Annotated in this window: 27 protein-coding genes and 1 tRNA gene; 16 read left to right on the top strand and 12 right to left on the bottom strand. The window is 58.5% G+C overall.

Going from position 1 to position 26,624, the window contains the following annotated elements; translation table 11 throughout:
* Positions 1-5: 5 nt before the first annotated feature.
* The 6 genes from G9Q84_RS26870 to G9Q84_RS26845 all read right to left on the bottom strand — a co-directional run bounded on the left by G9Q84_RS26870 (position 6) and on the right by G9Q84_RS26845 (position 4,345).
* Complete coding sequence (locus tag G9Q84_RS26870) at positions 6-689, bottom strand: phage virion morphogenesis family protein (RefSeq protein WP_032887492.1); 684 nt, start codon at positions 687-689, stop codon at positions 6-8.
* Positions 676-1,122, bottom strand: coding sequence for a phage tail protein (locus tag G9Q84_RS26865; protein ID WP_181644376.1), 447 nt, complete (start codon positions 1,120-1,122; stop codon positions 676-678). Before G9Q84_RS26865 ends, G9Q84_RS26870 begins: the two co-directional genes overlap by 14 nt.
* Positions 1,119-1,580 (bottom strand): head completion/stabilization protein, encoded by a 462-nt coding sequence (locus G9Q84_RS26860; protein WP_131697326.1) that lies wholly within the window; start codon positions 1,578-1,580, stop codon positions 1,119-1,121. The genes G9Q84_RS26865 and G9Q84_RS26860 overlap by 4 nt, the downstream gene beginning before the upstream one ends.
* A 98-nt stretch (positions 1,581-1,678) precedes the next feature.
* The gene (gene gpM, locus G9Q84_RS26855; RefSeq protein WP_181644375.1) at positions 1,679-2,404 is read right to left on the bottom strand and encodes a phage terminase small subunit; all 726 of its coding nucleotides are present in this window, start codon (positions 2,402-2,404) and stop codon (positions 1,679-1,681) included.
* Positions 2,401-3,420, bottom strand: coding sequence for a phage major capsid protein, P2 family (locus G9Q84_RS26850; protein WP_181644374.1), 1,020 nt, complete (start codon positions 3,418-3,420; stop codon positions 2,401-2,403). The genes gpM and G9Q84_RS26850 overlap by 4 nt, the downstream gene beginning before the upstream one ends.
* Before the next feature lies 1 nt (position 3,421).
* Positions 3,422-4,345: a GPO family capsid scaffolding protein gene (locus G9Q84_RS26845; RefSeq protein WP_181644373.1), complete on the bottom strand. Its 924-nt coding sequence runs from the start codon at positions 4,343-4,345 to the stop codon at positions 3,422-3,424.
* A gap of 161 nt (positions 4,346-4,506) precedes the next feature.
* Between G9Q84_RS26845 and G9Q84_RS26840 the strand changes: the two genes are divergently transcribed.
* The 12 genes from G9Q84_RS26840 (at position 4,507) to G9Q84_RS26775 (ending at position 15,234) form a co-directional block, all read left to right on the top strand.
* Positions 4,507-6,558 carry a terminase large subunit domain-containing protein gene (locus G9Q84_RS26840; RefSeq protein ID WP_181644372.1) on the top strand — a complete coding sequence of 684 codons (2,052 nt, stop codon included), beginning with the start codon at positions 4,507-4,509 and terminating at the stop codon, positions 6,556-6,558.
* Positions 6,470-7,339, top strand: coding sequence for a phage portal protein (locus G9Q84_RS26835; protein ID WP_181644391.1), 870 nt, complete (start codon positions 6,470-6,472; stop codon positions 7,337-7,339). Before G9Q84_RS26840 ends, G9Q84_RS26835 begins: the two co-directional genes overlap by 89 nt.
* Positions 7,340-7,413: 74 nt before the next feature.
* Positions 7,414-7,671 (top strand): Ogr/Delta-like zinc finger protein, encoded by a 258-nt coding sequence (locus tag G9Q84_RS26830; RefSeq protein ID WP_181644371.1) that lies wholly within the window; start codon positions 7,414-7,416, stop codon positions 7,669-7,671.
* Positions 7,672-8,405: 734 nt separating this feature from the next.
* Positions 8,406-8,618: a helix-turn-helix domain-containing protein gene (locus G9Q84_RS26815; RefSeq protein ID WP_122757077.1), complete on the top strand. Its 213-nt coding sequence runs from the start codon at positions 8,406-8,408 to the stop codon at positions 8,616-8,618.
* 29 nt (positions 8,619-8,647) lie between these two features.
* A complete protein-coding gene (locus G9Q84_RS26810) occupies positions 8,648-9,127 on the top strand; it encodes a YmfL family putative regulatory protein (protein ID WP_274603015.1) in 480 nt (159 codons plus the stop codon).
* Positions 9,124-9,486, top strand: coding sequence for a hypothetical protein (locus G9Q84_RS26805; protein ID WP_181644368.1), 363 nt, complete (start codon positions 9,124-9,126; stop codon positions 9,484-9,486). The genes G9Q84_RS26810 and G9Q84_RS26805 overlap by 4 nt, the downstream gene beginning before the upstream one ends.
* A 73-nt stretch (positions 9,487-9,559) precedes the next feature.
* Positions 9,560-9,793: a hypothetical protein gene (locus G9Q84_RS26800; RefSeq protein ID WP_032887471.1), complete on the top strand. Its 234-nt coding sequence runs from the start codon at positions 9,560-9,562 to the stop codon at positions 9,791-9,793.
* A 2-nt stretch (positions 9,794-9,795) separates the two neighbouring features.
* The gene (locus tag G9Q84_RS26795; protein WP_181644367.1) at positions 9,796-12,594 is read left to right on the top strand and encodes a toprim domain-containing protein; all 2,799 of its coding nucleotides are present in this window, start codon (positions 9,796-9,798) and stop codon (positions 12,592-12,594) included.
* Positions 12,595-12,609: 15 nt separating this feature from the next.
* Entirely contained in the window at positions 12,610-12,903 is a 294-nt protein-coding gene (locus G9Q84_RS26790) for a hypothetical protein (RefSeq protein ID WP_181644366.1), read from the top strand.
* A gap of 65 nt (positions 12,904-12,968) precedes the next feature.
* Positions 12,969-13,217 (top strand): hypothetical protein, encoded by a 249-nt coding sequence (locus tag G9Q84_RS26785; RefSeq protein WP_181644365.1) that lies wholly within the window; start codon positions 12,969-12,971, stop codon positions 13,215-13,217.
* Positions 13,218-13,483: 266 nt separating this feature from the next.
* Positions 13,484-14,647, top strand: a complete 1,164-nt coding sequence (locus G9Q84_RS26780) for an Arm DNA-binding domain-containing protein (RefSeq protein ID WP_181644364.1) — start codon at positions 13,484-13,486, stop codon at positions 14,645-14,647.
* A 98-nt stretch (positions 14,648-14,745) separates the two neighbouring features.
* Positions 14,746-15,234 (top strand): hypothetical protein, encoded by a 489-nt coding sequence (locus G9Q84_RS26775; RefSeq protein WP_181644363.1) that lies wholly within the window; start codon positions 14,746-14,748, stop codon positions 15,232-15,234.
* Between the two features lie 672 nt (positions 15,235-15,906).
* On the opposite strand, the gene G9Q84_RS26770 is transcribed toward G9Q84_RS26775, so the two are convergent.
* Positions 15,907-15,996: transfer RNA gene (locus tag G9Q84_RS26770), tRNA-Ser, on the bottom strand.
* A 319-nt stretch (positions 15,997-16,315) separates the two neighbouring features.
* Between G9Q84_RS26770 and G9Q84_RS26765 the strand changes: the two genes are divergently transcribed.
* The 3 genes from G9Q84_RS26765 (at position 16,316) to G9Q84_RS26755 (ending at position 19,056) form a co-directional block, all read left to right on the top strand.
* The gene (locus G9Q84_RS26765; protein WP_032887461.1) at positions 16,316-17,008 is read left to right on the top strand and encodes a crotonase/enoyl-CoA hydratase family protein; all 693 of its coding nucleotides are present in this window, start codon (positions 16,316-16,318) and stop codon (positions 17,006-17,008) included.
* 213 nt (positions 17,009-17,221) lie between these two features.
* A complete protein-coding gene (locus tag G9Q84_RS26760; RefSeq protein ID WP_032887459.1) occupies positions 17,222-17,944 on the top strand; it encodes a lysophospholipid acyltransferase family protein in 723 nt (240 codons plus the stop codon).
* Between the two features lie 140 nt (positions 17,945-18,084).
* The gene (locus G9Q84_RS26755; protein WP_032887457.1) at positions 18,085-19,056 is read left to right on the top strand and encodes a magnesium and cobalt transport protein CorA; all 972 of its coding nucleotides are present in this window, start codon (positions 18,085-18,087) and stop codon (positions 19,054-19,056) included.
* Here the strand turns inward: G9Q84_RS26755 and G9Q84_RS26750 are convergent.
* The 3 genes from G9Q84_RS26750 to G9Q84_RS26740 all read right to left on the bottom strand — a co-directional run bounded on the left by G9Q84_RS26750 (position 19,053) and on the right by G9Q84_RS26740 (position 23,220).
* On the bottom strand, positions 19,053-19,766 hold the full coding sequence (locus G9Q84_RS26750; protein WP_032887456.1) for an amidotransferase: 714 nt from the start codon (positions 19,764-19,766) through the stop codon (positions 19,053-19,055). The two genes, G9Q84_RS26755 and G9Q84_RS26750, sit on opposite strands and share 4 nt — an antisense overlap.
* 84 nt (positions 19,767-19,850) lie before the next feature.
* Positions 19,851-21,998: a 3-hydroxyacyl-CoA dehydrogenase NAD-binding domain-containing protein gene (locus G9Q84_RS26745; RefSeq protein WP_122757085.1), complete on the bottom strand. Its 2,148-nt coding sequence runs from the start codon at positions 21,996-21,998 to the stop codon at positions 19,851-19,853.
* Between the two features lie 16 nt (positions 21,999-22,014).
* Positions 22,015-23,220, bottom strand: a complete 1,206-nt coding sequence (locus G9Q84_RS26740; RefSeq protein ID WP_095185331.1) for an acetyl-CoA C-acetyltransferase — start codon at positions 23,218-23,220, stop codon at positions 22,015-22,017.
* Positions 23,221-23,861: 641 nt separating this feature from the next.
* Here G9Q84_RS26740 and G9Q84_RS26735 point away from each other — a divergent pair.
* Positions 23,862-24,668 (top strand): c-type cytochrome, encoded by an 807-nt coding sequence (locus G9Q84_RS26735; RefSeq protein WP_122757086.1) that lies wholly within the window; start codon positions 23,862-23,864, stop codon positions 24,666-24,668.
* Positions 24,669-24,870: 202 nt separating this feature from the next.
* Here the strand turns inward: G9Q84_RS26735 and G9Q84_RS26730 are convergent, their stop codons facing one another.
* Both G9Q84_RS26730 and G9Q84_RS26725 read right to left on the bottom strand, forming a co-directional pair.
* Positions 24,871-25,674 (bottom strand): transglutaminase family protein, encoded by an 804-nt coding sequence (locus tag G9Q84_RS26730; RefSeq protein WP_095185329.1) that lies wholly within the window; start codon positions 25,672-25,674, stop codon positions 24,871-24,873.
* The gene (locus G9Q84_RS26725; protein ID WP_032887448.1) at positions 25,671-26,621 is read right to left on the bottom strand and encodes an alpha-E domain-containing protein; all 951 of its coding nucleotides are present in this window, start codon (positions 26,619-26,621) and stop codon (positions 25,671-25,673) included. Before G9Q84_RS26725 ends, G9Q84_RS26730 begins: the two co-directional genes overlap by 4 nt.
* Between the last annotated feature and the right edge of the window lie 3 nt (positions 26,622-26,624).

The raw sequence follows: 26,624 nt of genomic DNA, 5'->3' as shown, positions 1-26,624 counted from the left end.
CCTCGCTAGCGGGGTGAATTAAGGATTTGTTGGAGCACCTGGTTCAACAGCAAGCCGGTATCGTGCTCAGTGCTGACCCCAATGAACTGGCGTTTTGGCAGGGTTATTTCCCAGCTTTGGGCGCCGGTGCTTTCTTTCTTTTCGTCGTCCAGGATGCGAATGAGCAGGCCCGCTTTGGCGTAGTTAACGTGCTCTTTGATCCAGGCCACCGAGGGCCTGGTCAGCGCCTTTTTCCCGGCCTGGCGCACCTTGAAACCGAGACGGCGCAGGCGCTTGGCCTGCTTGTCGGTAGCGGCCAGGCCGGGAGAAACGTTGTTCCACTTGCGCATCTGCGCGGCGGTACGGCGCTCGCTGGCCCCGTTGTGCTGCTGCGCGGCGACCCAACTGGTCAGGGCGTTACGCCAGCCCAGCACGGCTTCATCCGGGCTGACCCGCGTGACCTGCATCAGCTTGGCCAGGCCCGCCTCCATCTTCTTTTTGCCCTTGGTCTCGCCCTTACGGGCGGCGAACGGGGTGCCATCGGTGTTCTTCTGGTCGCGCACGTTTTTTCGGTTCATCGTGCGTACGCGCTTGGTCACGTTGTTCAGCAAACGCCGGCGCAACTGCGGCGACAACGTCAGCAGCGCGAGTTGTTCCTGGACGCCCAGGTATCCCCGTGCGTCCAGCTCAAGCGTGCTACGACCTGCCATTGCTGGAGACCTCACCGTGTTCAGCTACCCATAGGTCGAATGGGATAAACGACCAGGACTTACCGAACGCCTCGATCTCGCCGGCGGGGTCTTCGGCCAGGTACTGCGGCTCGATGAACTCCAGGGTGATGTCCACGTCCGCCAGATCGTTATCGAGCATGGTGATGTCGAAACTCGCCCCGGGCAGGTCGTCGCGGTTTTGGTCGTGGGTTTCAAGCCAACTGCCCACTAGCGCCATAAGGCGCCCCGGGTGATCGGCGAAACGCTCCAGGGCAATGGTGGCGAGGTAGCGCATGTCACCCATACGCATACCGCCAACGTCGGGCTTCCAGATCAGGTCTAACTTGACCTGGTCGGTCCAGCTGTCGAGCTGTTCAGGCTCGACCAGGCGGCGCTCGATCAGGTAGGCCGTCATGGCCTGCAGCTTGATCACAGCAACGCGGCCGTGATGCGGCCACGGCCCTGCAGAGCGCGCACGGCCTGCTGACTGAAAGCCAGGAAGGTTTCCGCACGCTCGGGCGCTTCTTTGCCGGTGTTCTCGGCGCTTTCGCGGCGGGTCACGGTGGGGAACTGCGGCAGCGCGTTCCCTTTGGCGCGGCAGTACACGGCACGCTTGTAAAGCCGCACCTGGAAGGCGCGTTCAGGCAGCACCGTGGAGTCCGCGGACTCAACACGCGTGACGCCGTTGGCTTGCCAGCGGGCTTTGCACTTGGCCAGGTCGGTATTGACCTCGACCATTGCAGTGTTCAACGCATCGGCCAGCAGCTCCACCAGGTACTCCGCCGGCAGGCGTTGTTCCTTCTGGAATTCGGACACGGAGAGGTCGGGCCAAAAGCCGTCGTTCTCTATCGCCTGTTCCACAAAGGTGGTGGGTTTCCCGGAAAAGCTCATTGCTGACCGCTCAAATAGGGCGGGGAGCCTGTTTTCAGTGGGACGGTCCATAAATGGGCGGCTCACTTCCACAAGTCCCCGCTGGGGGGGGTAGTCGGTTATTCGGTGGCCGGGTTAGCGGCCGCTTGTTTTGCCAGGGCCTTGCGGACCTTTTCGATACGGGTGTCGTTGCCGGCCTGGGCGTACAGCTCCGTTGAACGCTCCAGGTGCTTGAGTGCGACCTCAAACTGCCCTGCCTCCATGGCGCGCATGCCGATCAACTTGTGGTACTTGCTCGGGATCTGCTCCGTCAGTTGCCACTCACCGTCAACCAGCGGCAGCAGGTCGGAGAGGTAAGGCTCCGGGCTGCGGTTGGCTTTGTATTCGGCGTAGGCCCACTCGCACACGGCGTCGGCGACAAAGGTCTGGATGTCACGGCGCTTGAAGCGCTCCGGCATCTGCTGGCCCTGCTCGATCAGGAAGTCGGCCAGGCCCAGGGCGTCTTCGAACTGGGCCGTGTCGAACAGCCAGACCAGTACCTGCACCGCGACGCGGTTGGGAAAATTCAGCCCCGACTCGCAATAGCGCTGGACGTATTCCTGGTACTTGGGCAGCAGCTCTTCGCGCTTGAGGGCCTGGCGTCCGGCCAGACCGTTGATTGCGCTGATGCGCTCCAGATCCTGGTCCAGTGCGGCTTCCTGCAGCAGCAAGTGCTTGCGCGCATTGGCAGGGCTGCTCAGGGCTTCCGCCGGCGAGTAAGGAAGCGTTGCGCAGGCGGCAGCCGCCACAACGGCGGCGCCTCCAAGGGCGATGGTGCGGCGCTTGTGCGCCAGGGCCAGACTCACGCCACCAGCTCCACGTTTTCGGTCATGGCGAACTTTTCCAACTGCTCGATCACATAACCTTCGTTGCGGCTGTTGTAGTCCTCGACGCGGGAGCGCTTCGGATTGTCGATGGTCTGCTTACGCCAACTGGAGTCCTGGAAGTAGATCGACAGGTTGTCCCAACTGGTGACGACGACGCCGTTGACCGGGAAGAACGGCACGCTAAAGCTCGGCAAGCCGCCGTAGGTGGCGATTACCTGGGCCTCTTCGATGCGCTCTTTTTCGGTCGGGGTGTCGCCCTGCTTCGAATACAGCTTGGCCTTGTCAGCGGCCAACAGGTCGGTGCCGATGATCGCGATCAAGTCGCCGGCATCGCGCAGACGTTCGTCCACCAGTTGTTTGGTGTCGTGCACCAGGGCATCCAAGTTGGCGTAGTCGCCACCGGCGCCGAGGGTGACTTTGCCGGCGACCTTGCCTTCCTTGAGTACCTGGGCCGGGATCTGCTCACGGGCTTGTTGCAGCCAGCCTTTGTTGACGTCCTGCAGCATCGGGTATTGGGCAATATCAGTCTGCGGAGCAGCGTGAGTGCCGTGGAAGCCGACCATGATGCGGTCCAGCGCGATCTGCTTTTGTACAGCTGCGGAATAGCGCTGGTGGAAGTCCGGGAACTTGGCCCAGGCGTCGATCTTGGCGTACGGCATGCCCACATCTGACTCGGTAGACGACAGTTCGTAGGTCGTCTGATCGAGCGCGGATGCATCCTTGGCTTCGCGGTCCTTGCTGTTGGTGTTCGTACGGCCAGTGACTGGACCCGACACGCCAATGAAGACCTTCTGACCTTTGATCTCGGTCACCGGGATGACGTTGATCCGCCCCAGGAAGTCCGACTTAGCCGTGATGGCGTCGTTCAGCTCCTGGGCGATGGTCGGATCGACGCTGAACATCTTGGTGGCAAGGTCAACGCCGTAGGTTTCCGCAATAGCGAGCTGCAGTTGCGCGAACATTTGGGCGCCGTAGGCACTCAGGGAATAGGCCATGTCAGAGCACCCGCTTTTTGACGGTGGTTACCGGGCCGGGATTGCTCGGCAGGCGGCGACCGGTGGAGTTGTTCTGCAGTGCGCTGAATTGCTCTTCCAGTTTTTTCAGGCTTGCCAAAACGGCCTTGTTCGACGCGCCACCGTTACGGCGGAATTCGCGCTCTTGCTCGGCAGTAGTGACGATGTCGTCCACGGCCGTGCTGACATCGTCGATCAGGTCCTGGTCAGGTTCCGGTGCATCTGCGGCGGCCGGTTCAATGACGGCCTGAAGGCCGGCAGCGACAACCAGTAGCTGAGCCACCAGGGCCGTCAAAGCCGTTGCTGTAGCTTCATCCATTGGGGGGTTGCTCTCTGTTTGAGGTGGAGTGGTTTCGGTGGGCAGCACATCGGCCGCAAAACGTTTGAAGAAGCCGGTCAAGGCATTGATCAGTCCGGTTTCTGCGGTTGCTTTGCTGTCGTCCTGCAGGCGGCCAAGTTCGACCGAGGCGGCGTAATAGGAAGCGCGGGTGTTCTGGTGGGAGAAATACAGCTCCTGGGTGCCCACGCTGGCGGGCTGGTCGGTAACGCCCATGCCGGTCAGGTAGGCTTTGCCCTTGCCTCGGAAGTCGGGGGTGATCTCGATGCTGGTGAACAGCTTCTGGCCCTGGTCATTCAGGTACAGCAGGCGGTCGTTGGGCTTCAATTGCGCTTCCAACGCTACTTCGCCCGGCTCCAGGTCGTCGGCTTCTTCCACCAGGCGCACCGCGTAGACGGTGCCGTGGGAGCCAGGCCAGCGTTCGTGATCGCACCAGATCACAGCCGTGTAAAAGGACGGCTTGTAGGTTTCAGCGATGTCGCGCAGTTCCTGGGGAAGGATCACGCGCCCATCGACGGTGGCACCGCTGGTGGCGACACGTTTCCAGAAAGAAACAAGGGAACGGGGCATGGGTCTAACTGCGCTCAATCGCTGAATGAGCCGCCAAGATAGGGAGCCGCCGAGCCCCGAACAAACGGTTCAAATGCGCGTTTCTCCTATATTCGACATATAGGTGAATCGCGGAATTTAACCCCGCGTTTCCAGCGTTTTCGCCGCATAGACTGCGGCGCATGTACTACTCGACCGAAGTTAAAGAAGCCGCCAAACGCCTGTTCCTGCGCCGCTGTAAGGCCAAGGAAATTCAGGCGCAGCTCAACCTGCCCAACATCCGAATCGTCTACTACTGGATACGCCAGGGCGGATGGGAGGACATGCTGTCGGACGAAGAACCGCTGACCGCCGTTGGCCGGCGAATCACTCTCCTCTTGGACAAAGCCAGCAGCCTCACCAAAGACGAGCTGAACGAGCTGGACCGACTGACCACCGTTCGCGAGCGCCTGTTAAAGCAAGCGGTCAAACCGTTGCCGGCGCCGGCGGGGGAATCTGCCGGCGAGCCCCAGGAACGTCGCCCTGGTGCGCGTGGCGAGCGTTCGGGCCGTGGCGAAGGTGGCGGCAAGAAAAAGGAGAAGAAGGCCAAGAACGACATCAGCGGGCTGTCCGAAGTGGACTTCCTGGATAAGTTCATCAGCAAGATGTACCGCTATCAGCAGGAACTGTTCGCCGCCAAGCAAAACCCGCTGACCTGTCGCATCCGTAACGTCCTCAAAAGCCGCCAGGTGGGCCTGACCTACTACTTCGCTGGCGAAGCGTTCATGGACGCGGTACTGAGCGGCGACAACCAGGTGTTCCTATCGGCCAGCCGCTCGCAGTCGGAAATCTTCCGCAGCTACATCATCCAGTTCGCCAAGCAATGGTTTGACATCGAGCTGACCGGCAACCCGATCACTCTCAGCAACGGCGCCGAACTGCGCTTCCTCAGCACCAACAGCAGCACCGCCCAGGGCTACCATGGCCACGTCTACGTGGATGAGTATTTCTGGATTCGCGACTTCGACAAACTCAGCACCGTGGCCAGCGCCATGGGCACGCACAAGAAGTGGCGCAAAACCTACTTTTCAACGCCCAGCGCGGTGTCGCACCAGGCTTACCCCTTCTGGTCCGGTGAGGAATTCCGCAACAGCAAACGCGGCAAGAAAGCCGGCGGTGTCTGGCCCACCGAAGCGGCGTACACCCAGGGCGCGCTGTGCCCCGATGGTCAGTGGCGAAAGACCATCACCCTGGACGATGCCATCGCCGGCGGTTGCGATCTGTTCGACCTGGAGCAGCTGCAGCTGGAGTACGACGAGGACAAATTCCAGCAGCTGTTCTACTGCAAGTTCATCGACAGCAGCCAGAGCGCGTTCGGGCTCAAGGATCTGGAGCGCTGCTACTCCGACCTGTCCTTGTGGGAAGACTACGACCCGGAACTGGATCGGCCTTTCGGCAACAGCCCGGTGTGGCTTGGCTACGATCCAAGCCGTACCCGCGACGACGCCACCTGTGTGGTGGTCGCACCACCGCTGGAACCCGGGGCGAAATTCCGCATCCTGGAAAAGCACAGCTGGCGGGGGCATTCGTTCACCTTCCAGGCTGCCCAGGTCAAGAAGCTCACCGAGCGGTTCAACGTGCAACACATCGGCATCGACATCACCGGCGTGGGCTATGGCGTGTTCGACCTGGTGCGCGACTTCTACGCGAAGGCCACGCCGATCCACTACAGCCTGGAAACCAAAAATACCCTGGTGCTCAAGGCCCAGGACACGATCCAGGGCAGTCGCATCGAGTGGGATGCAGGCTGGACCGACATCGCCCAGGCGTTCCTGACGATCAAGCGCGGCACCACCACCAGCGGCCAAGTGACCTACAGCGCTTCGCGTACCGACGCCACCGGTCACGCCGACATCGCCTGGGCGGTCATGCACGCCCTGGCCAATGAACCCCTAAACCACAACAAGCGGCGCCGCAGCCGCTACGTTACGAGCGGAACCAATGCCCAAGCCACGACACAAAAAGCCCCAAGCCAACCAGCAGGTGCAACAGCCACAGCCCATGCGTGCTTTCACCTTCGGGGAACCCGAACAGGTGCTGTCCGGCAATATCGGCGAGTACCTGGGGGTGTTCCTCAGCGACGACGGCGAAATCTACAAGCCGCCAGTGTCGCGGGCGGGCCTGGCCAAGCTGCTGCGCGCCAACGCGCACCACGGCGCCATTCCCAAGTTCAAGCGCAACCTGCTGCTGCGTGAGTTCATCCCCTCCGAGGGCTGCACCACGCAAACCATGGGCCGGGCGAGCCTGGACTACATGGTGTTTGGCGAGGCGTATTTTTACCGCGACACCAACGCCTTCGGCGAAGTGCTGGAGATGCAGCACCTACCGGCGATCAACATGCGCGTGAAGGTCGATGGCGGGTTCAGGATGCTGCAGCCAGAGGGTAAGTACATGGACTTCGACCAGGACGAAATCGAACACGTCCTGGACTACGACGTGGAACAGAACATCTACGGCGTGCCCGACTATCTGGGCGGCCTGCAGGCGCTGTTGCTCAACGAAGCCGCAACCCTGTTCCGCCGGCGCTACTACAGCAACGGTGCGCACGCGGGTTACATCTTCTACACCAACGACCCGGACCTGACCGAAGAGGACGAAGAAAACCTGCGTGCCCAGATCAGCGCCAGCAAGGGTGTGGGCAACTTCCGCTCGATGTTCGTCAACATCCCCAACGGCAAGGAGAACGCGATCCAGATCATCCCCGTGGGTGATTTTCAGGCCAAGGACGAGCTGGAGAAGGTGAAGAACATCACGCGCAACGACGTGATCGCCGCCTGGCGGATGAACCCTGCACTGGCCGGGATCATCCCTGAAAACAACGGCGGGTTTGGTGATATTGAGAAGATCGATCGCGTGTACACCAGCAACGAGATCAGGCCGATTTGCCAGTTGTTCAACCAGGTGAATGACCGGCTACGACTAGACAGGCGCATCAACTGGAGAGAGCCCGAGAAAGCAGCGGAAAGCGCTACCTAATGTTTCAAAGATAGAGAAAAACCCTGCACCACATGCGAAAATAGTGGCAATTTGCTGCACCTTGGGGAGGGAACATGCGAGTAACCTGTAAATGCGGACACAAAGGCCGAATTGCATCACGTGAGGTGCTATCTGCCGATTTTGCGAAACTCTACTGCCAGTGCCTTGACGCCCAATGCGGGCATAGCTGGGTGGCAAATCTCACGTTCTCTCACACGCTCAGCCCGTCTGCGCAGACGTTCGACAGGATGCTGATCGATCGGCTTAGAGACATGCCCAGGGCACAACAGCGGGAGTTGTTTGAACAGCTTGGTTTGCAGGCAGTTGCATGATGCAAACCGCCGACAACCACATGTCGGCGGCTCAGGAATCAATCTTCGTCGGACGGATCCGGGTTGCTTATCAGCGCTTCGGTCAACCTGCGCAATTGCTCCTGGTCACGTTGACTCAACTGGCGATAGAAGCCAATCAAGCGTCGCTCAATATGCGAAAGCTCATACCGCGCAGATGCAGCTATTTCAACGTAACCGGCATCGGCGTTAGTGCGATCCAACATGCTTACCACTCCATAAAATCCATTGCTGACGCACTGATATGGGGGCAAGCGGCTGGCAAGGCGCAAACATCGAGGTCAGCTCAGCCCTTTGGCAGCATCGTCTGCCATGGCCTTAATGAAACGCCGAATGGCTCTTTGATCATCCGCCGGGATACTGCGGTACTGCTGAACAATGCTGTCTTCATCCTCATTCAGCGAATCGAGGGCCAGAGTGCTACGCAGTCCCGTGAGGATGTAGGGCACGTCGAATTGGAACTGAACCATAACCTTACTCAGGTACGACGCCGTGGCATCGCTAGATCCAGCCTCGTAGTTCGCCTGCGTTCGTTTGGCTATCCCAAGTGCTTCCGCGACCTGGTTCTGCGTCATGCCGCACCGCTTCCGCTCTTCTTGCAGCCGAGAACCGATCTCTTCAGAAAGATGCACTTTTTTTCATCCTTACTATTTACAAGTGCACCTAAGTGCATCATTGTGCATCTCACACCACATGAAATTGCACGGATCTGCACTATGCCGAACTCAAGCGTTACCGAGCAAGCCCGCCAGCAAGCACGGGAAGCATTAGAAAAAAGGGGTCAGTCCGCCAAAGACTTCGCGACCCAACACCAGCTCAACCCAAGCACCGTCTATGCGGTCCTGAGTGGCCAAAGCCAATGCCGTCGTGGGGAGGCACATCGCGCTGCCGTCCTGCTTGGTATCAAAGACGGCGTCATCGCACAGTAATGGGCAACGTACTGAGGGAACAGCAGAAGATGGAAAGCCAGGTTCTAAAAACACGTCGCGAAGTCGTCAGTGCAATTATTTGCATCTTCGAAGGTGGCCGCGAATGCGCCGCTGCCAGGATTGGCCTGCCGCTCAAGAAGTTTGATAACCACGCATATGAGAACAACAACTGCCGTCCTTTGACAGATGCGCAGATTTTCCAGTTGGAGCAAGTCACCGGCACACAACACTTTGCCAATTACGTGGCGGCTATGTACGGCGGCATGTTCGTGCCGGTTACCCACCCCGAGAACCTGGATAACGTGGAGATGTACGCACGGGCCATGCAGAGTTCGGCCAAACAGGGAACGGTCGATCAAGCCATTGCCCAGGCGCTTGAAGATGGCGTGATCACCGACGCCGAAGCCGAGTTGATTCAGAACGCACACACGTTGCACATGGCAGCACGAACTGCCGAAGTCTATGCCGCGATAGACCTATACCGCGCCAAATCGGGGAAAGCACAATGAACAACGCCTCAACGGACATGGACTATCGCAGCACCATCCGCGCCGCTGCACTCACATTCCTGGAACGCCACCAGGGGGAACATTTGGGTGATCAGGGCCAATTCATTGAACGGACCATCAGCCACCTGGTGGATAGCTTCCAAGCTGATAAAGCGCTTGCCCTGCGGCTCACATGTGAGGCTTTGGGCGATCTTGCTGAAATCAATGTTCGACAACAGATCGACATCAAGGCCAGCAAATCAGATGCCGTGGTTATCACCGATCCCGTACGCGGCTGCACCTGGTCAGTGCCTGTTCACTTGATCTATGAACACCTGATAGCCGCCGGCCGTGCCACTCGCATTACCCCCGCTACCTAACACCCCTTTAGCAATGTCCTGAGCCTACCTGCCGTGGGTTTGGGTGAGCTGCGCCCAAAAACGAGGTTTCACGATGGCAACCGCCGTAATTGTCACCACCCAACTGCCACCCGCAGAGGCCGAAGCGTTGTTGGCCAACTTGCGCGAACAGTACCGCTTGAGCCTCAACGAACACTGGTATGCCGACCAGTTCCGCCTTGTGGCGGACGGTCTACGCCACGGCGCAATTCTCGCCCATGTCCCGGTAATGGCTGCGCAAAAACGCCTTATGGCAGCCCTGTCCCACAGCCTGAAAGCAGTGAAGTAACCATGAAAGAAGATCTTCGCCACGACGTGTTGCAACGCCTCCAGTCCGACTTCGGGCTCAAGCACCGCACAGGCACCGATTACATGCGCGGCGGCACATGCCCCAAGTGCAAAAAAAAGGAGCTGTACTCCCGGTTTGACACGCCATGGATGGTCATCTGTGGTCGCCCTGAAAAGTGCGGCCACACCCTGCACGTAAAAGAGCTGTACGACGATTTGTTCGAAGACTGGAGCAAACGAGCGCCGGCAACAGATCAACACCCCAACGCGACCGCACGCGCCTATCTGGAGTTCGCCCGGGGCTTTCGGTTTGAGCTGATCCAGGGCTGGTTCACCCAGGAAACCTTCTATTCCGTCGAACACAACGCCGGCAGCGCGACCGTGCGCTTCGCCCTGGACAAAGGTGGCTGGTGGGAGCGCCTGATTGATCAACCGCACCGCTTCGGCAAGATGAAGGCCCGCTTCAAGTCCAAGGACAGCTATCGCGGCGTCTGGTGGTGCCCGCCCTGCATCGATCTGCTTGAGGCCAAGGAAATCTGGATTGTCGAAGGGATCTTCGACGCCATTGCACTGGTGCACAACGACATCGCTGCCGTGTCCGCAATGTCGTCCAACGCGTTCCCCGTGGACTCTCTCAAGGAGCTGGTTAAAACCCGGGAAGGCGGAAAGCTGCCCAAACTGGTTTGGGCTCTGGACAACGAACCGAGCGCAAACGCCTACACCCGGCGCTGGGTGCGCGAAGCCCGAGCCCTGGGTTTCATCTGCGAGTCCGCGCAGATCCCGCAACGCGACGGCCGCAAGTCTGACTGGAACGATCTTCACCAGCGTTGGAACTTCATCCAGGACGAAACCAAACGTGCTGACCAGATCGCCACAGACCTCAAGCAAGCCCGCCACCAGGGCGCCCTGCTGCTGGCCGAAAGCGCGGCGGAAAAAGCATTGCTCATGTACGACTGGAACAAGCGCGGGGAATTTCACCTGGGCTTCGGGAGTCGCCTGTACTGGTTCAAGTTGGACATGGAGAAATTCAACCGAGCCATGTCCGACATCGAGGACAGCGAGAACCACGACGACCAGCTGCTAAACCAGGCGCAACAGCGCGAAAAAGCACTGCAGCAGTCCGGCAGCGTCGTGGAGATTGCTAACTGCTACCCCCAGGCGCTGTATTTCCAACGTAACGAGGTGACGGACGAGTCCTGGTACTACATGCGTGTGGACTTTCCCCATGACTCCGAAAGCGTGAAAAACACCTTCACCAGCGGCCAGCTGTCGGCCGCGAGCGAATTCAAAAAGCGGCTACTCGGTATGGCGGCTGGTGCCATGTTCACAGGCAGTGGCCAGCAGCTCGACAAGCTCATGAAAGATCAGCTGTTCGGCATCAAAACCGTTTCGACCATCGACTACGTGGGCTACAGCAAGGAGTACGCCTGCTACGTCTACGGCGACATCGCGATCAAGGACGGCACCACCTACAAGGTCAACAGCGAAGATTATTTCGAGTTCGGCAAGCTGCGCCTGAAAACCCTGCAGAAAGGCGTTCCGATCAAGCTGCAGCGTGAAGCAAAGGGCTTTGACGAGAAGTGGGTGCAATTGCTGTGGACCTGCTTCGGCGCCCAGGGCTTCGTCGCGTTGGTGTTCTTCTTTGGCTCGCTGTACTGCGAACAAATTCGCGCCCGCTACCAATCCTTCCCATTCCTGGAAGCCACGGGTGAAGCCGGCGCCGGCAAAACAACCCTGCTGAACCTCCTCTGGAAATTGCTCGGCCGCGAAGGCTATGAAGGATTTGACCCGATGAAATCTACCAAGGCTGGGCGGTCTCGCCTGATGGGCCAGGTCTCCGGCATGCCGGTAGTGTTCCTAGAGGCGGATCGCCACGGCGATGATCGGGCGCACGCTAAAACCTTCGAATGGGACGAGTTGAAAGACTTCTATGGCGGCGGCACCCTGGCTACGAAAGGCGTCAAGACCGCCGGAAACGAGACATACGAGCCACCATTCCGGGGAACGATTGCTATCAGCCAGAACGCGGCAGTGGTTGCACACGAAGCGATCATGACGCGCATTGTGAAGCTGCACTTCGTGCGCCCGACCGTCACACCTGAAAGCCGTACTGCAGCGGATCAACTCAACGCCCTGGACGGTGGCACCCTCAGCCACTTCTTGTTGCGGGCCGTGGGCAAGGAGTCCGCGGTGCTTGAGCTATTCGCCCAGCGAATGCCCGAACACGAATCGAAGCTGCGTCGTTTGCACACCCATTGCTTCGCCTGCAGCACGGCTTATGCCAGTGACCAGGGCAATTGCACCAGCTGCGGCTATGACCTGCGGGGCTACATCCGCGTGGAGCGCATCAGCAAAAACCACGCACAAATGCTCTCGCTGTTGGACGGTATTCGCCTGGTCCTGAAATTGAGTGATCCCCAGGTCGCCGCCACCCAGCGCCAGATCGTGAGGATGGCCATCGAGCGCCAGGCGTCGATCAGCTCCGACCATGCGGCCGTGGCCGAGTTTTGGGAGGTTTACGACTACCTCGAATCCTTGAGCGAAGACCCGGTGGTGGACCACAGCAGCGACTCCACCGTGATCGCTATCAACCTCAACGAATTCTGTGAGCGTGCCGCTGAACACAAACAGAAGCTGGCCGACGTGGCCACGTTGCGCGACCTGCTCAAAGAGTCCCGTTCCCGCAAGTTTCTAGACAGTAACAAAGCCGTACACAGCGCTGTACGTGCTGCGTTCAACAGCCGAAACCCGTGTTCACAACCCCGGCCGACCACAGTGAAGTGCTGGACATTCAAGGCGTAGAGGAGAGCAAGACCGATGCAGATCCAAGTGTTTATGGGAAATGCCGGCGACGGCAAAACAAGCAAGCTGCAGTCCGTGCAGGACCGCCTGGAATTCACCGGCGAGAGCGCGCCGATCATCCAGGCCGGTGCTTATGGGGAAGATAGCTTGTTGGAGATTCTGGAAGTCCGGGCGGCCGGTGGCCAGCGCGAAATCCTGGTGGACGACTGCAGCAGGCAACAGATTTTGAGGGTACTGGAGTGGCAATCATGCGTTGAGCATGAGCCGGATTTTGACGGCCTGGTGATCCACCTGGCCCGTAAGGACTGACCTTAAAAAGCAGTGTCGAGGAGTTGCAGCTCCCCGACACCTAACCGCAACAGAGGGCTATACCCATGCAAGCACAGAACCTAAGCAGCAGCGGCGCGAAGGCTACCATACCGGCACGCCACCTGGTGGCCACCGCGATTATCGGCGCGGCCGTCATTGGTTACCTGGTACACAAAACCCCGGAATCACGAACCCGCCTTGAAAGCCTCAGCCAGATGGCTAGCACCCTGGGCGAACTCAGCGAAACGGATGCCGCCGTCGTCGCCCAACTCCTCGCCAAGCCGGCAACCCGGGGCGTATCGCGCAATGTCTGACAGTCCGGCAGCACCAGCACGGCGCTTTCCTTGGAACATTGACTACACCAGCGTTTGCGACCAATGCGGTAATTGGCGCGTCCAGGGCAATCACTTGAAATGCAGCCGGCGGCGCCAGCTGCAGAACGCCCATCTACGTAGCCACAAGCCTAAACGGTAAGCAGCGTCCACCAGAAGATGCGCTACCAGATACTTGGCCCGGAAACGGGCCTTTTTGTTTCCGATCGTCAGACTGTCGATACACAAGCACAGCGTTAGGGGTTTACATGAGTGGGGTCGAAGCTCGCGGGAAATCCGTGAGAATCTATTTTCAATACAACGGGGAGAAATGCCGGGAAGCAATCCCGGGCGGCAACACGCCGGCCAACGTGGCCCAGGCTAAGCGCATGGTTGAAATCATCGAGTACGAGATTCAGGCCGGCACCTTCGATTACGCACGGCACTTTCCCAACTCGGTCAAGCTGGTAGAAAACACATTCGGCCACTACCTGGACCTGTGGTTAAAGATCAAAGCCAACAGCGTCGCGGCTTCCAGCTATCGGGGTTACGCCAACAAGGCGGAGGTTCACGTACGGCCACGCTGGGGGAAGGTACAAATCCAGAATATCGACCACCTGGATCTGCAGGAATGGATACAGGTAACCCTGTCGAAAACGCTCAAAAATAAGACAATCCGCGACATCATCAGCAACGTCCGCCAAGTGTTCCGGCTCTATCGCACCAGGATGAAAGTGGCGCACGACCCGACCGAGGGTTTAATGGTGCGACTGCCAGATCCCGAGGCACCCGACCCGTTCACCAGGGCGGAAATCAAACAGATCCTGGAAACCCACACCAACCGCACACAAGAGCTGTTGATGGTTCAGTTCATGATATGGGGCGGCCCCCGGGTTTCCGAGACCATCGCCCTGGCCTGGGAGGATGTCGACCTGGAGCAAGGCACGGTGACATTCCGTCGGTCCAAAGTGCGCGGGGCTTACCGGGTGACCAAAACCCGGCGATCAACGCGTAAGGTCCGTCTACTCGCTCCGGCCTGGGATGCGCTGCAGAAGATCGATGCACTCAATCGAAAAAAGAAGGCAGAAACCGTTGATATCGTTGAGCGGGACAACAAGACGGTGCGGCAACATAAATTGCACTTCGTCTTCCTGAATACGAAAAGCGGTTTGCCGCACGTCAGCGACTTCGTGGTTAGGGATAGGTTTTTCAAGGCTCACTTGCTCGCGGCCGGGGTTCGCTATCGCGGGCCTGGCCAGTGCCGGCACACGTACGCCAGCCAGTTGCTGACCACGGGGATAGCGTCGATTGACTGGATCGCCGAACAGATGGGACATACCAACGGGAACATGATCCGCCAGCACTATGGGACGTGGATCAATGAGGATGGTCCGGATGTAGTGGGGATGCTGGAGTTAGCCTTAAAGCTTTAAAGGTCACATCTATAGGCTATCAAAACGGCATTCATCAGTTGACAGCACTACTCAATCGCATACCCTCGATCCTCTTGATCATGGGGGCAGAGCGGCAAATGAATTGGACTGATATCGTTGACCAGGGAAGGGTGTACGGAATGTCGCACCTGCATCCATTCACCCAGGTCTTCACGATTGGTGCTCTGAACATCACCATGAATTTCACTTTCGGTTTTCATTGTTTTACAGATGACAAGCAGGCCGGAAAACTGATCGTAAACCAGGGCGAGCGCCGCTACTTTAGCGTTGATAGGTGGCATAGCAGTCAACAGATTGTGCCGTGGATTCAGCAAAGGATGCTGGAGGCTACTGTTCTTCTGTACTTCGATAAAAAGCATAAACGTCGCTACTTTTGCCTGGATATCTATGATTTTGCTCTGTTTTTGCAGATCAGCAAGCCAGACAACACCACCCATACCCTGAAAATCCACGTCATCTCTGCCTATGAAGTAGACCAATGGGGACGGCCAACGCTGCCTACCAAAGGACCCCGCCACAATTTATCCTGGGTGTTGAGCCAACGGGCACAAGGCATCAACCTTTAGACAAAAAAAAGCCCTGCTGCTTACGCATCAGGGCTTAGGTGTTTCGTTATCGGTCTAATCTTTTCACGCATTACGCGTTTATCCAGCCAAGGCTCGGAGAGGCGTTTCGGCCTCCGAATCAGCACCCCTTGCTTGCAAGGTTCCGGTCTGTGCTGACGAAGTTATCTTAGCAAGTGCTAAGCACTTATTCAACGGATAGTGGAATAGATTTCTCACTGGTTAGCGGATTAACTAGCTTTTTACGAATCATTTTAAGTATTCGGCTTGCAATCGAATCGCTATCAGTCGGCCGTTCGGCCAGCCTGGTACTCCGACTTTTCCTCTGCCGTGAGAGCCTTGGTGCTTATTACCGCACTGGTCATCTCCGTGGCGACTGTGTGGCCACACGCCGGACAATCAATATCTTCCCTCTCCTTCCCACCCGGGAAATTGCCACTCAGATAGCTTTTACGGAACAGCTCAGCGCACTGGGTACAGGTATAAACAGTCATTGTTCAAGCTCCCTTTGATGATGGCCGATTGTAATCAAGGCCGGTTCGAAGGTGGAGCCCTTAATTAGGCGAAAAACGGCCATCTGTCCCAGATCTGTCCCATATGGCCATTTTTCAGACGCCAAAAACCACAAACCCCCGACTTTCTCTAGGAAAATCAGGGGCTTGCGTTTTCAAAATGTGGCGGTGAAGGAGAGATTCGAACTCTCGATACAATTTCTTGTATACACACTTTCCAGGCGTGCTCCTTAAGCCACTCGGACACTTCACCGTATCTCGTCAAACCAGTTCAGTCTGTCGAGGCGCGCTAATGTAGTCGAAAGCCTTTCTGATGGCAAAGGTTTTTTTCAGAATTTTCATGCGGTTAGACGGTTATACCGGAATGGGCCCGCGGGAGGACGGTGATTATGCCAATCTCGGGGAGGGTTCAGAGGGTCTTCGCTGGGCACTATGCCCTGCTGCAGGCCATTTGCGACCGGGGATGCGGGAAAAGGCTGACTGGCCAGTCAGTCATTGCGCTTTACCGGAACGGGCGTGCTGGGTAACGTCTGCTGCATTCTTCTATAACAAGTCCTACAAGGAACCGCGTCATGAGTGAGTTGATTGCCTACCACCTCGAAGACGGTATCGCGACCCTGACCTTGAGCAACGGCAAGGTGAATGCCATTTCTCCGGATGTTGTCAGTGCGTTCAATACAGCGCTGGACCAAGCCGAGAAAGATCGGGCGGTGGTGGTGATCACCGGCACGCCGGGGATTTTGTCGGGTGGTTACGATTTGAAAGTGATGACGGCAGGCCCTAAAGAGGCCATCGGCCTGGTCACGTCGGGCTCGACGTTGGCGCGTCGTCTGTTGTCGCACCCATTCCCGGTAATTGTGGCGTGCCCTGGGCATGCCGTGGCCAAGGGCGCGTTTCTGTTGCTGTCGGCCGATTATCGGATTGGGGTGGAAGGCCCGTTCAGCATCGGCCTGAATGAAGTGGCAATCGGCATGACCATGCACCACGCAGGGATCGAGCTGGCGCGGGATCGTCTGCGCAAGTCGGCGTTCCACCGCTCGGTGATCAATGCCGAGATGTTTGACCCGCAGGGCGCGTTGCAGGCCGGTTTCCTCGACAAGGTGGTGGCGCCTGAAGAACTGCACGCAGCGGCACTGGAAGCGGCGCGCCAGTTGAAGAAGATCAATATGAATGCCCACAAGCACACCAAGTTGAAGGTGCGTAAAGCGCTCCTGGAAGCCTTGGACGATGCAATTATCCAGGATCAGGGTCACAACCTGAGCTAAGTCCCTACACCTGCTGCGCCAGAGCCCGACCTTGTGTCGGGCTTTTTCTTACACGTAAATCCGAAACGCCCCTAGCCGCTCTAGCCAGCCAGTGTCGGCACATGTTGAAACATACGCTTAAACATCGCCTATCTCCGACCTCTACCTGGGTAATTGCCGAAGTCAGTGCACATCCGTACACTGCGCCACCTTTTGTCCCGATAGGCCGTGTCGATGCTTTTTCTGCTGCGTATGTTGTTGATGGGCCTGCACTTTATGGTGGCAGGTGTGCTCGGGGTTCTTCTAGGTATCTGCCGGCCGTTCAACCCGGACAACAGCCGCCTGTGCGCGCGCCTGTATGCGCTGCCCGCGATGCGCATCTTGCGACTGAACGTGAAGGCCGATGTCGACTCGCTGCGCAACAAGCCCGGCACCTGCGTGGTCATCGCCAACCACCAGTCCAACTATGACCTGTTCGTGGTGGGCACTGTAGTGCCCCATCGCACAGTGTGTATTGCCAAAAAGAGCCTGAAATGGGTGCCGTTGTTCGGCCAGTTGTTCTGGCTCGCAGGCAATGTGTTGATCGACCGCGGCAATGCGCACAAGGCGCGCCGTGCGATGCTGACCACCACCCATACGCTGCAACACAAAGACACGTCGATCTGGGTGTTCCCGGAAGGCACGCGCAATCTGGGCAAGGGCCTGCTGCCGTTCAAAAAAGGCGCGTTTCATATGGCGATTGCGGCGGGTGTACCTATCGTGCAGGTGTGCGTCAGCAATTACGTCGTTCATATGAAGCTTAATCGCTGGAACAGTGGTGATGTGCTCATACGTTCTTTGCCACCCGTTCCTACAGCCGGGCTGACAGCGAATGACGTCCCTGCGTTGATGCAGGCGTGTCAGGCGCAGATGGATGCATGCATTGCAGAACTGGACCGCGAAGTGCAGTCCGCCTGAACACGTTATTTGGGCGCTCCTTCCCCATCGCGAGCAACCTCGCTCACCACACAAAGCTCGCCGCAACGACGTCTACAACGGAACGCCATTCAAGCTAAGCTGCCCAACATCTGTCCTCCAAACAAGAAGTGATCAGCACCATGGGTAGAGTTGTTGCGGCCGCCGTCTACAGCGCCGGTAAGAAAGTCTCTGATATCACCCTTGATGAAGGCGCCGCCTGGGCCGCCAAGCCCGGGCATTTTGTGTGGATCGGCCTGGAAGAGCCCGATGCCCAGGAGCTAGCCAACCTGCAGCGCCAGTTCAACCTGCATGAACTGGCCATCGAAGACGCCCTGGAAAAACACAGCCGCCCCAAGCTCGAAACCTTCGGCGATGCGCTGTTTATCGTCACCTATTCACCAGTGCGCGAGAACGGCAAGCTGGAGTTTATCGAGACCCATATCTTTGCCGGCACCGGCTATATCATCACCGCCCGCAACGGTCACTCAGCGTCCTACGGCTTTGTGCGCCAACGCTGTGAGGCGCGCCCGCTGTTGCTGGAGCATGGGGAAGATTTCGTACTCTATGCATTGCTGGATTTCGTCACCGAAAACTACCAGCCGGTCAGCGAGGCGATCCACGCCGAGATCGATGAACTGGAGCGCAACGTACTGTGCAGTTCACTGAGCGAACGCGATATTCAGAAGATCCACGGTCTGCGCCGCGATGTGCTGCGGCTCAAGCGGTATGTGGCGCCGATGGTGGAGATCAGCCAGGAGTTGCAGAAGCTGAGCTTCCCGTTTATCGACAAGAACATGCGCCCTTATTTTCGTGATGTGCAGATCCACGTGACACGGCAGATGGAGGACCTCACCACCCTGCGCGACATCGCCAGCCAGACGATCGAAATCGGTGTGTTGCTGGAGGCGTCACGCCAGAGCGTGGTGCAGCGCAAGTTTGCCGCGTGGGCGGCGATCCTGGCATTCCCCACCGCGGTGGCAGGGATTTATGGGATGAACTTCCAGAACATGCCCGAGCTGCAATGGCACTATGGCTATTTTGCGGTGCTCGGGTTTATTGCGGTGGGATGCACCAGCCTGTGGGCCAGTTTCAAACGCTCGGGCTGGCTTTAAGCTTTGTGCGCCACAAACCGCATCATCCATTCCGCCACGGTGGCGCCGTGGTGGTCGCGCTCCAGGCTGGCGACACCATTCGTGTAAACCGTTTCCCCGAGGGTTGTCTGAAGAATCTCCAGCAACTCGCGCGAATAGTCGTGGATAAATTCCGGGTGGCCTTGGAAGCACAGCACCTGGTCGCCAATGTGATACGCCGCAAACGGGCAAAAATCGCTGGAGGCGATGACCGTGGCATTGTCCGGCAAGCTGGTGACTTGGTCCTGGTGACTGATCAACAGCGTCAACTCAGGCACCTCAGGGCTCATCCACGGAGCCTTGGCATCGAGTTTGTAGTCATGAATGCCCATGCCCCAGCCTTTGCTGGCGCGCTCAGTCTTGCCGCCGAGCAGCAATGCCAACAACTGGTGACCGAAGCAGATACCGAGCAATTTGTCGCCACGCTCATAGCGCTGCAGCAAGTAGGTCTTGAGGGTCTGGATCCAAGGGTCGGTACCGAAGGAATCGGCCTTGCTGCCGGTAACGAGGTAGGCATCAAACACTTCATCGTCTGACGGATATTCGCCCTGCACCACGTTGTAAACCACAAACTCGGCAGCAATCGGCTGCTTGGAGAACAGGCGCTTGAACATCTGCCCGTAACCTTGGTACTGATCGATCAAGCCTGGACGCAGGATATCGGTTTCCAGGATGCAGACGCGTAGCGACATAAAAAATACCTGACACGGCGATGGGAATATTGAACACCCAGAGCCTGCCTTGAAACACCCCTTCAAGGCAAGCCCCTCCATTAATCACCGAAACACTTCACTCCTCGCCGCTTTCTCCAGCAACAACACTGGCGGCGCAAAGCGCTCCCCATATTGCTCAGCCAGATAACGCGCACGGGCGATGAAGTCGTTCAAGCCGTACTGATTGATAAACTGCAACGCCCCACCGCTCCACGCCGCAAAACCAATGCCGAAGATCGATCCCACATTGGCATCAGCGGTGGACATCAACACGCCCTCCTCCACACAGCGCACAGTTTCGATGGCTTGGATAAACAGCAAACGGTCGCGCACATCCTGTGGCGAAATCTGCTGGCCCGGCCGTTCAAAGCGGGCTTTCAACTCCGGCCACAGGTACTTCTGCCCTCCAGCGGGATACTCGTAAAAACCGCCACCCGCCGCCTTGCCCGCGCGTTTGTATTCATTCACCAACAGATCGATGACCGCCGTTGCCGGATGCCCTGGCACCGTCTTACCTTCGGCCTGCAAATCCTTGGCCGTCTGCTGTCGGATATGGCTCATCAGGCTGAGGGACACTTCATCGGACACCGCCAGCGGCCCCACCGGCATACCGGCCTTGCGCGCCTCGGTCTCGATCATCGGCGCGGCCACACCTTCACCGAGCATGGCGATGCCTTCATTGGTGAACGTGCCGAACACCCGCGAGGTGAAGAAGCCGCGACTGTCGTTGACCACAATCGGAGTTTTCTTGATTTGCAGGACGAAATCGAAACCTCGGGCCAGGGTTTCGTCCGAGGTCTGGGCGCCCTTGATGATTTCAACCAGAGGCATCTTGTCCACCGGGCTGAAAAAATGCAGGCCGATAAATTTGCCTTGATCCGCCACAGCTCTAGCAAGGCCGGTGATGGGCAACGTTGAGGTATTGGAGGCGATCACCGCATCTGCTCCGACCACACGTTGCGCGGCGGCCGAAACCTTGGCCTTAAGTTCACGGTCTTCGAAAACGGCCTCAATGATCAAATCGCAGCCGACCAAATCAGCATCCGAGGCAGTAGGGTAAATCCGCGCCAAGGTGGCTTCCCGCTGCTCGGCGGTCAATTGCCCACGGCTGGCCTTCTTGTCCAGCAGCGCGGCCGAATGTGCCTTGCCCTTCTCGGCGGCGGCCTGGGTGACGTCCTTGAGCACCACCTCGATCCCCGCACAGGCGCTGACATACGCAATTCCAGCCCCCATCATCCCGGCACCAAGCACACCCACTTTGCGTGTCACGTAAGGTGAAAAACCCTTGGGTCGCGAGCTGCCGGCGTTGATTTCATTGAGTTGGAACCAGAAGGTGCCAATCATGTTTTTCGCCACTTGCCCGGTGACCAACTCGGTGAAGTAACGGGTTTCGATCAGGTGCGCGGTGTCGAAGTCCACCTGAGCGCCTTCAACGGCAGCACAGAGGATTTTCTCTGGAGCCGGAAAACAGCCATTGGTTTTGCTGCGCAGGATCGACGGTGCAATCGCCAGCATCTGCGCGACTTTTGGGTTCGAGGGAGTGCCGCCGGGAATCTGGTACGCCTTGCTGTCCCAGGGTTGTTTAGCCTCGGGATTGCCGAGAATCCAAGCGCGGGATTTGGCCAGCAGCCCATCGCGGTCCACCGCCAGTTCGTTGATCAACCCCGCCTGGAGCGCCTGTTGCGGCCGTACTTTTTTACCTTCCAGCAAATACGGCAGGGCTTTTTCCAAGCCGAGCATGCGCACCATACGCACCACGCCACCGCCGCCCGGCAGCAAGCCGAGGGTGACTTCCGGCAATCCAAGCTGCACCGATTTGTCATCCAGCGCGACACGGTAATGACAGGCCAGGCAAATCTCCCAGCCGCCGCCCAGGGCCGCGCCGTTGATCGCGGCCACCACCGGCTTGCCGAGGGTTTCCAGGCGACGCAGCTGCGCTTTAAGCACCAACACGCTCTCATAGAAATCCTTGGCGTGGGACTTCTCGACCTTGATCAATTCATTGAGGTCACCGCCCGCGAAAAAAGTCTTCTTTGCAGAGGTGATAATCACACCGGCAATGTGGTCCTTTTCCGACTCCAGGCGCAGAACCGCAGCGGCCATGGCATCGCGGTAAACACCGTTCATGGTGTTGGCGCTCTGGCCGGGCATGTCGAGAGTCAGCACCACAATTTGGTCCTGGCCTTTTTCGTAACGAATGGCATCGGTCATTAGAAATTCCTTAGGCTCAGAGACGTTCGATAATAGTGGCGATGCCCATGCCACCGCCGACACACAGGGTGGCCAGGCCGTAGCGCTGCCGGCGCACTTCAAGCTCGTCAAGCAGAGTGCCAAGGATCGCGCAACCAGTGGCGCCCAACGGGTGGCCCATTGCGATGGAACCGCCGTTGACGTTGACGCGTGCGGCATCGATGCCCATGTCCTTGATGAATTTGAGCACCACTGAGGCAAAGGCCTCGTTGACCTCGAACAGATCGATGTCTTCCACGCGCAAACCGGCCTTGGCCAAGGCTTTTCGTGTGGCTGGCGCGGGCCCCGTGAGCATGATGGTGGGATCAGTGCTGGTAACTGCCGTGGCGACGATGCGCGCCCGCGGTTGCAAGCCCAGTTCGCGCCCCTTCGCTTCAGAGCCGATCAACATCAGTGCGGCGCCGTCGACAATGCCGGAGCTATTACCCGGGGTATGTACGTGGTTGATGCGTTCCACATGGCTGTAGACCCGCAGAGCCGTAGCGTCGAAGCCCATTTGCCCCATCATCTCGAAGCTCGGTTTGAGATTGCCCAGGCCTTCAAGGGTCGAGTCGCCACGGATAAATTCGTCATGGTCCAGCAGGACAATACCGTTCTGGTCCTGCACCGCGATCAACGACTTGCTGAAGGAACCGTCGGCACTGGCCCTGGCTGCTTTCTGCTGGGACTGCAGGGCAAAGCTATCGACATCCTGGCGACTGAAACCCTCCAGGGTGGCGATCAGATCCGCGCCGATGCCTTGGGGTGTGAAGTGGCTGTGCAGGTTGGTCTGCGGGTCCAGCACCCAGGCACCGCCATCGCTGCCCATGGGCACACGGGACATAGACTCGACTCCGCCAACCACCACCAGGTCTTCAAAGCCGGAGCGCACTTTCATCGCCCCCAGGTTCACTGCTTCAAGGCCCGAGGCGCAGAAGCGGTTGACCTGTACGCCAGCCACGCTGATCGCCCAGTTCGCTACCAAGGCGGCGGTCTTGGCGATGTCGGCGCCTTGGTCGCCCACTGGGGTGACGCAGCCGAGCACGATGTCATCCACTTGGTGGGTGTCGAGGTCGCTGCGTTGCGCCAGCGCCGTGAGCAGACCTGCCACCAGATTTACCGGTTTCACGCTGTGCAAGGCGCCGTCTGCCTTGCCTTTGCCCCGGGGCGTGCGTATCGCATCAAAGATCAAAGCTTGGGTCATGACATCCTCGAACCATTGCGCAGTAGTGCCCTTACCTTAGGCCCGATTGACACGGTTTCAATGACGGATGCGCTCATTGCTTTTGACCCCCACGCTCGGACGAACGGTAGGCCTCTAAGCGCATAGGCTGATTAATCGTTTTAGCTGTCTAGCCAAGGCATTGGCGCCAAGATGGCGTTCTGCCTCATGCCTTTTTAAGCTGAAATCCTGATTAGCTGATATGAAATGGATCTAAGCCGCGAAGAACGAGGGCTCTAAGGTTCAATCAGTAAGATGTTGCTGCCGGGTTTTGCTGGAGCAACTGTAAGAAAAGTGACACGTCATAGCGCCATACTGAAATAAAACGGCACGTATTTGACGCTCAGGAATAACAACAAAAGGCAGTCAGCCATGTTCAAGCATTCGAAAGTACGTCAGGCGGGACTTATTCTGTTCGCCACCACACTGATTCTGATCCTGCCCAATTTGACCAAGGTCATTGGGTGACCCTCTACCCTCCGCGCTTTGTGCATCAGGATTGCAGCTTTTTGGCAGCACCTGCCGGGACTTCGTGCATAGCGACCCCGTTGCAGGGGCTGCCTTTTTACGCGCGTTTTTCCGGTATCGTGAGCCCCATCGCCACTTAACCCGGGGCCTCTGTCTTGAAACCGATCTTCGCACTCTTAGCCTTGTTGCTTGCTCTGCCCGCAGCCGCGGCGCAATTGACTATCGAACTGGACCACACCCGCAAGACCTGGCAGACCGCCGACCTGCTCAAGCATCCGGATGCGCAGACGGTGCAGATCGTCGATGACGTTTCCTACAAGCGCAACATGACCTATCGCGCGGTGCCGCTGGCGGTGCTCTTACCAGGCCTAACGCCACAGAGCCATGTGCAAGCGGTTGCCCTGGATGGCTTCGCTGCAGAACTGACCGCCGCACCGCTGCTGGAACAAAACGGCGCCCGCGCGTGGTTGGCCGTGGAAGACCCGGCCAAACCGTGGCCCGCCCTGGCCGATGGCAAACACAGTGCCGGCCCGTTTTATCTGGTGTGGACCGACCCGCAAGCGGGGCACATCAGCCCCGAGCAGTGGCCGTTTCAAGTCTCGACAATCAAGCAATTGAAGACCGTAGCCGAGCGCTTCCCCGCGCTGCTACCCGATCCGGAACTGGCGGCGAATGATCCCATCAACCAGGGCTTTGCACTGTTCCAGAAAAACTGCCTGGCCTGCCATCGCCTCAATGGCGCAGGCGATGCGCAGGTGGGTCCGGATCTGAATATCCCCTACAGCCCTACCGAATATTTCGGTGGGGATTTCCTAAAGCGCTATATCCGTGATCCGCAGAGTTTGAGGCATTGGCCCCAGGCGAAGATGCCGGCGTTCGCTGCCAGTGTATTGCCTGACAGCGAGCTGGATTTGTTGGTGGGGTATTTGAAGCATATGGCGGGGCGTAAGCAGCAGCCCTGAGCCAGCCTCCTTCGAAAGATAGTTTTCGTGTAGTGAGCGGGCTTGCCCCGCGCTGGGCTGCGCAGCAGCCCCAATACAGCAGAATTTTGTCTGGCAGACATTACGCGGCGGATGGTCTTGGGCTGCTTCGCAGCCCAGCGCGGGGCAAGCCCGCTCACCAAAGAAAGCTCTCTCCCCCCAACAAGCCACGACCACTCATCATTTATTGCTGCTGCACAGAAACCACCGGCGTCGGCGCCACAAACACCTTGGCGTGCATTTGCTCATGCCCGCCGCCACGACGCATGCCGCGTACGGGGCAGGCATCCAGGTAATCCAGGCCCACAGCCAGCTTGAGATGCCGCTCCGGGCGCGCCAATTGGTTGGTCACGTCAAAACTGTACCAGGCGTCATCCAACCAGGCTTCGGCCCAGGCGTGGCTGGCCAGATGCGTACTGTCTTCGGTGTACAAATACCCCGACACATACCGCGCAGGAATGCCCAGGCTGCGTGCGCAGGCCAGGAACGCGTGGGTGTGGTCCTGGCACACGCCCGCAGCCCCAGCGAAGGCCTCGGCGGCGCAGGTGTCGACCTCAGTAGCGCCTGGCGTGTAGACCATCGCTTGGTTGAGCGCGTGCATCAGGTCGATCAGCGCGGTGCGATCACGACGCTGATGACAATGCTGTGCAGCGAAGCCACGCAAGGCGTCATCCGGTTCAGTCAGGCGCGTGCAACGCAGGAACGGAAACGCCGACTGGCTCTCATGCTCGGCTTCGCGTAATTCGTCGATATCCACTTGGCCACGGGCGCCGATGATGATGGCGTCATGGGGCTCGTCCAGAGTCAACACGTGCAGGATATTGCCGAACGGGTCCACTTGGGCGCGCACCGGGCGCGGCAGGTCCAGTTGCCAACTGAGCACGTGCTGACGCTCGCTGTCATGGGGCGTCAGGCGCAGGTATTGGATGCTGGCGCGAACCTGGTCCTCGTAGTGGTAGGTGGTTTCGTGGCTGATGGAGAGTCTCATGCCGCCTCCAGGTAGGAACTGTAGATGGCGTCGCCCAATTGGCGGACCAGGGGGATAAAGTCGGTCAGCCAGGCGTGCAGGCCTTCCTCAAGGATTTCATCGATCGCGGTAAAGCGCAGGCGCGCGTCCATTTCGGCGGCCAAGCGCTGGGCCGGTCGACCGTTGAGGCCGGGCAGGCTGGCAAGGATCTGGTCGATTTCTTCACTGCAGGCACGCAGCGAGCGCGGCACATCGGCGCGTAACAGCAATAATTCGGCGACTTGCCGAGCGCCAGGGGCGTCGCGATAGATCTCGGTGTAGGCCTCGAACGACGACAACGCCCGCAGCAAGGCACTCCATTGATAGTAGGCGTGGGCCGTGCCATCGGTGACGGCTTCAGCACGGTCGCCGGCCATTTCATAGCGCGCATCAAGCAAACGCAGGGTGTTGTCAGCGCGTTCGATAAAGGTGCCCAAACGAATGAAACGGAATGCATCGTTGCGCATGATGGTGCCGTAGGTCGCCCCTCGAAACAGATGGGAGCGTTCCTTAACCCACTCACAGAAGCGACTCATACCGTAGCGGCTGAGACCTTGCTGAGCGATATCGCGAATATCCAACCAAGTGGCGTTGATGTTTTCCCACATGTCGGCGGTAATTCGCCCACGCACCGCATGGGCACTGGCCCGCGCCGAGCCGAGGCAACTGTAGATGCTCGCCGGGTTGGCCGCGTCCAGGGCAAAGAAGTGCAGCAGGCGTTCGGCATGCAATTCACCGTGGCGCTCGCGGTAATCATCCAGGGTGCCGGTGATCAGCAGCGGCATGGCTAATTCATGCAGGCCATCGCCGCGCCCATCCTGGGGCATCAGCGACAGCGAATAACTGACATCGAGCATGCGCGCGAGGTTTTCCGCACGCTCCAGATAGCGCGACATCCAATACAAATCCGAGGCAGTTCTACTCAACATGGC

Source organism: Pseudomonas sivasensis (assembly GCF_013778505.1).
In the GTDB taxonomy this organism is placed as follows: Bacteria; Pseudomonadota; Gammaproteobacteria; order Pseudomonadales; family Pseudomonadaceae; genus Aquipseudomonas; species Aquipseudomonas sivasensis.
The sequence above is the reverse complement of the archived record's forward strand: the minus strand, read 5'-3'. Positions and strand labels throughout refer to the sequence as shown.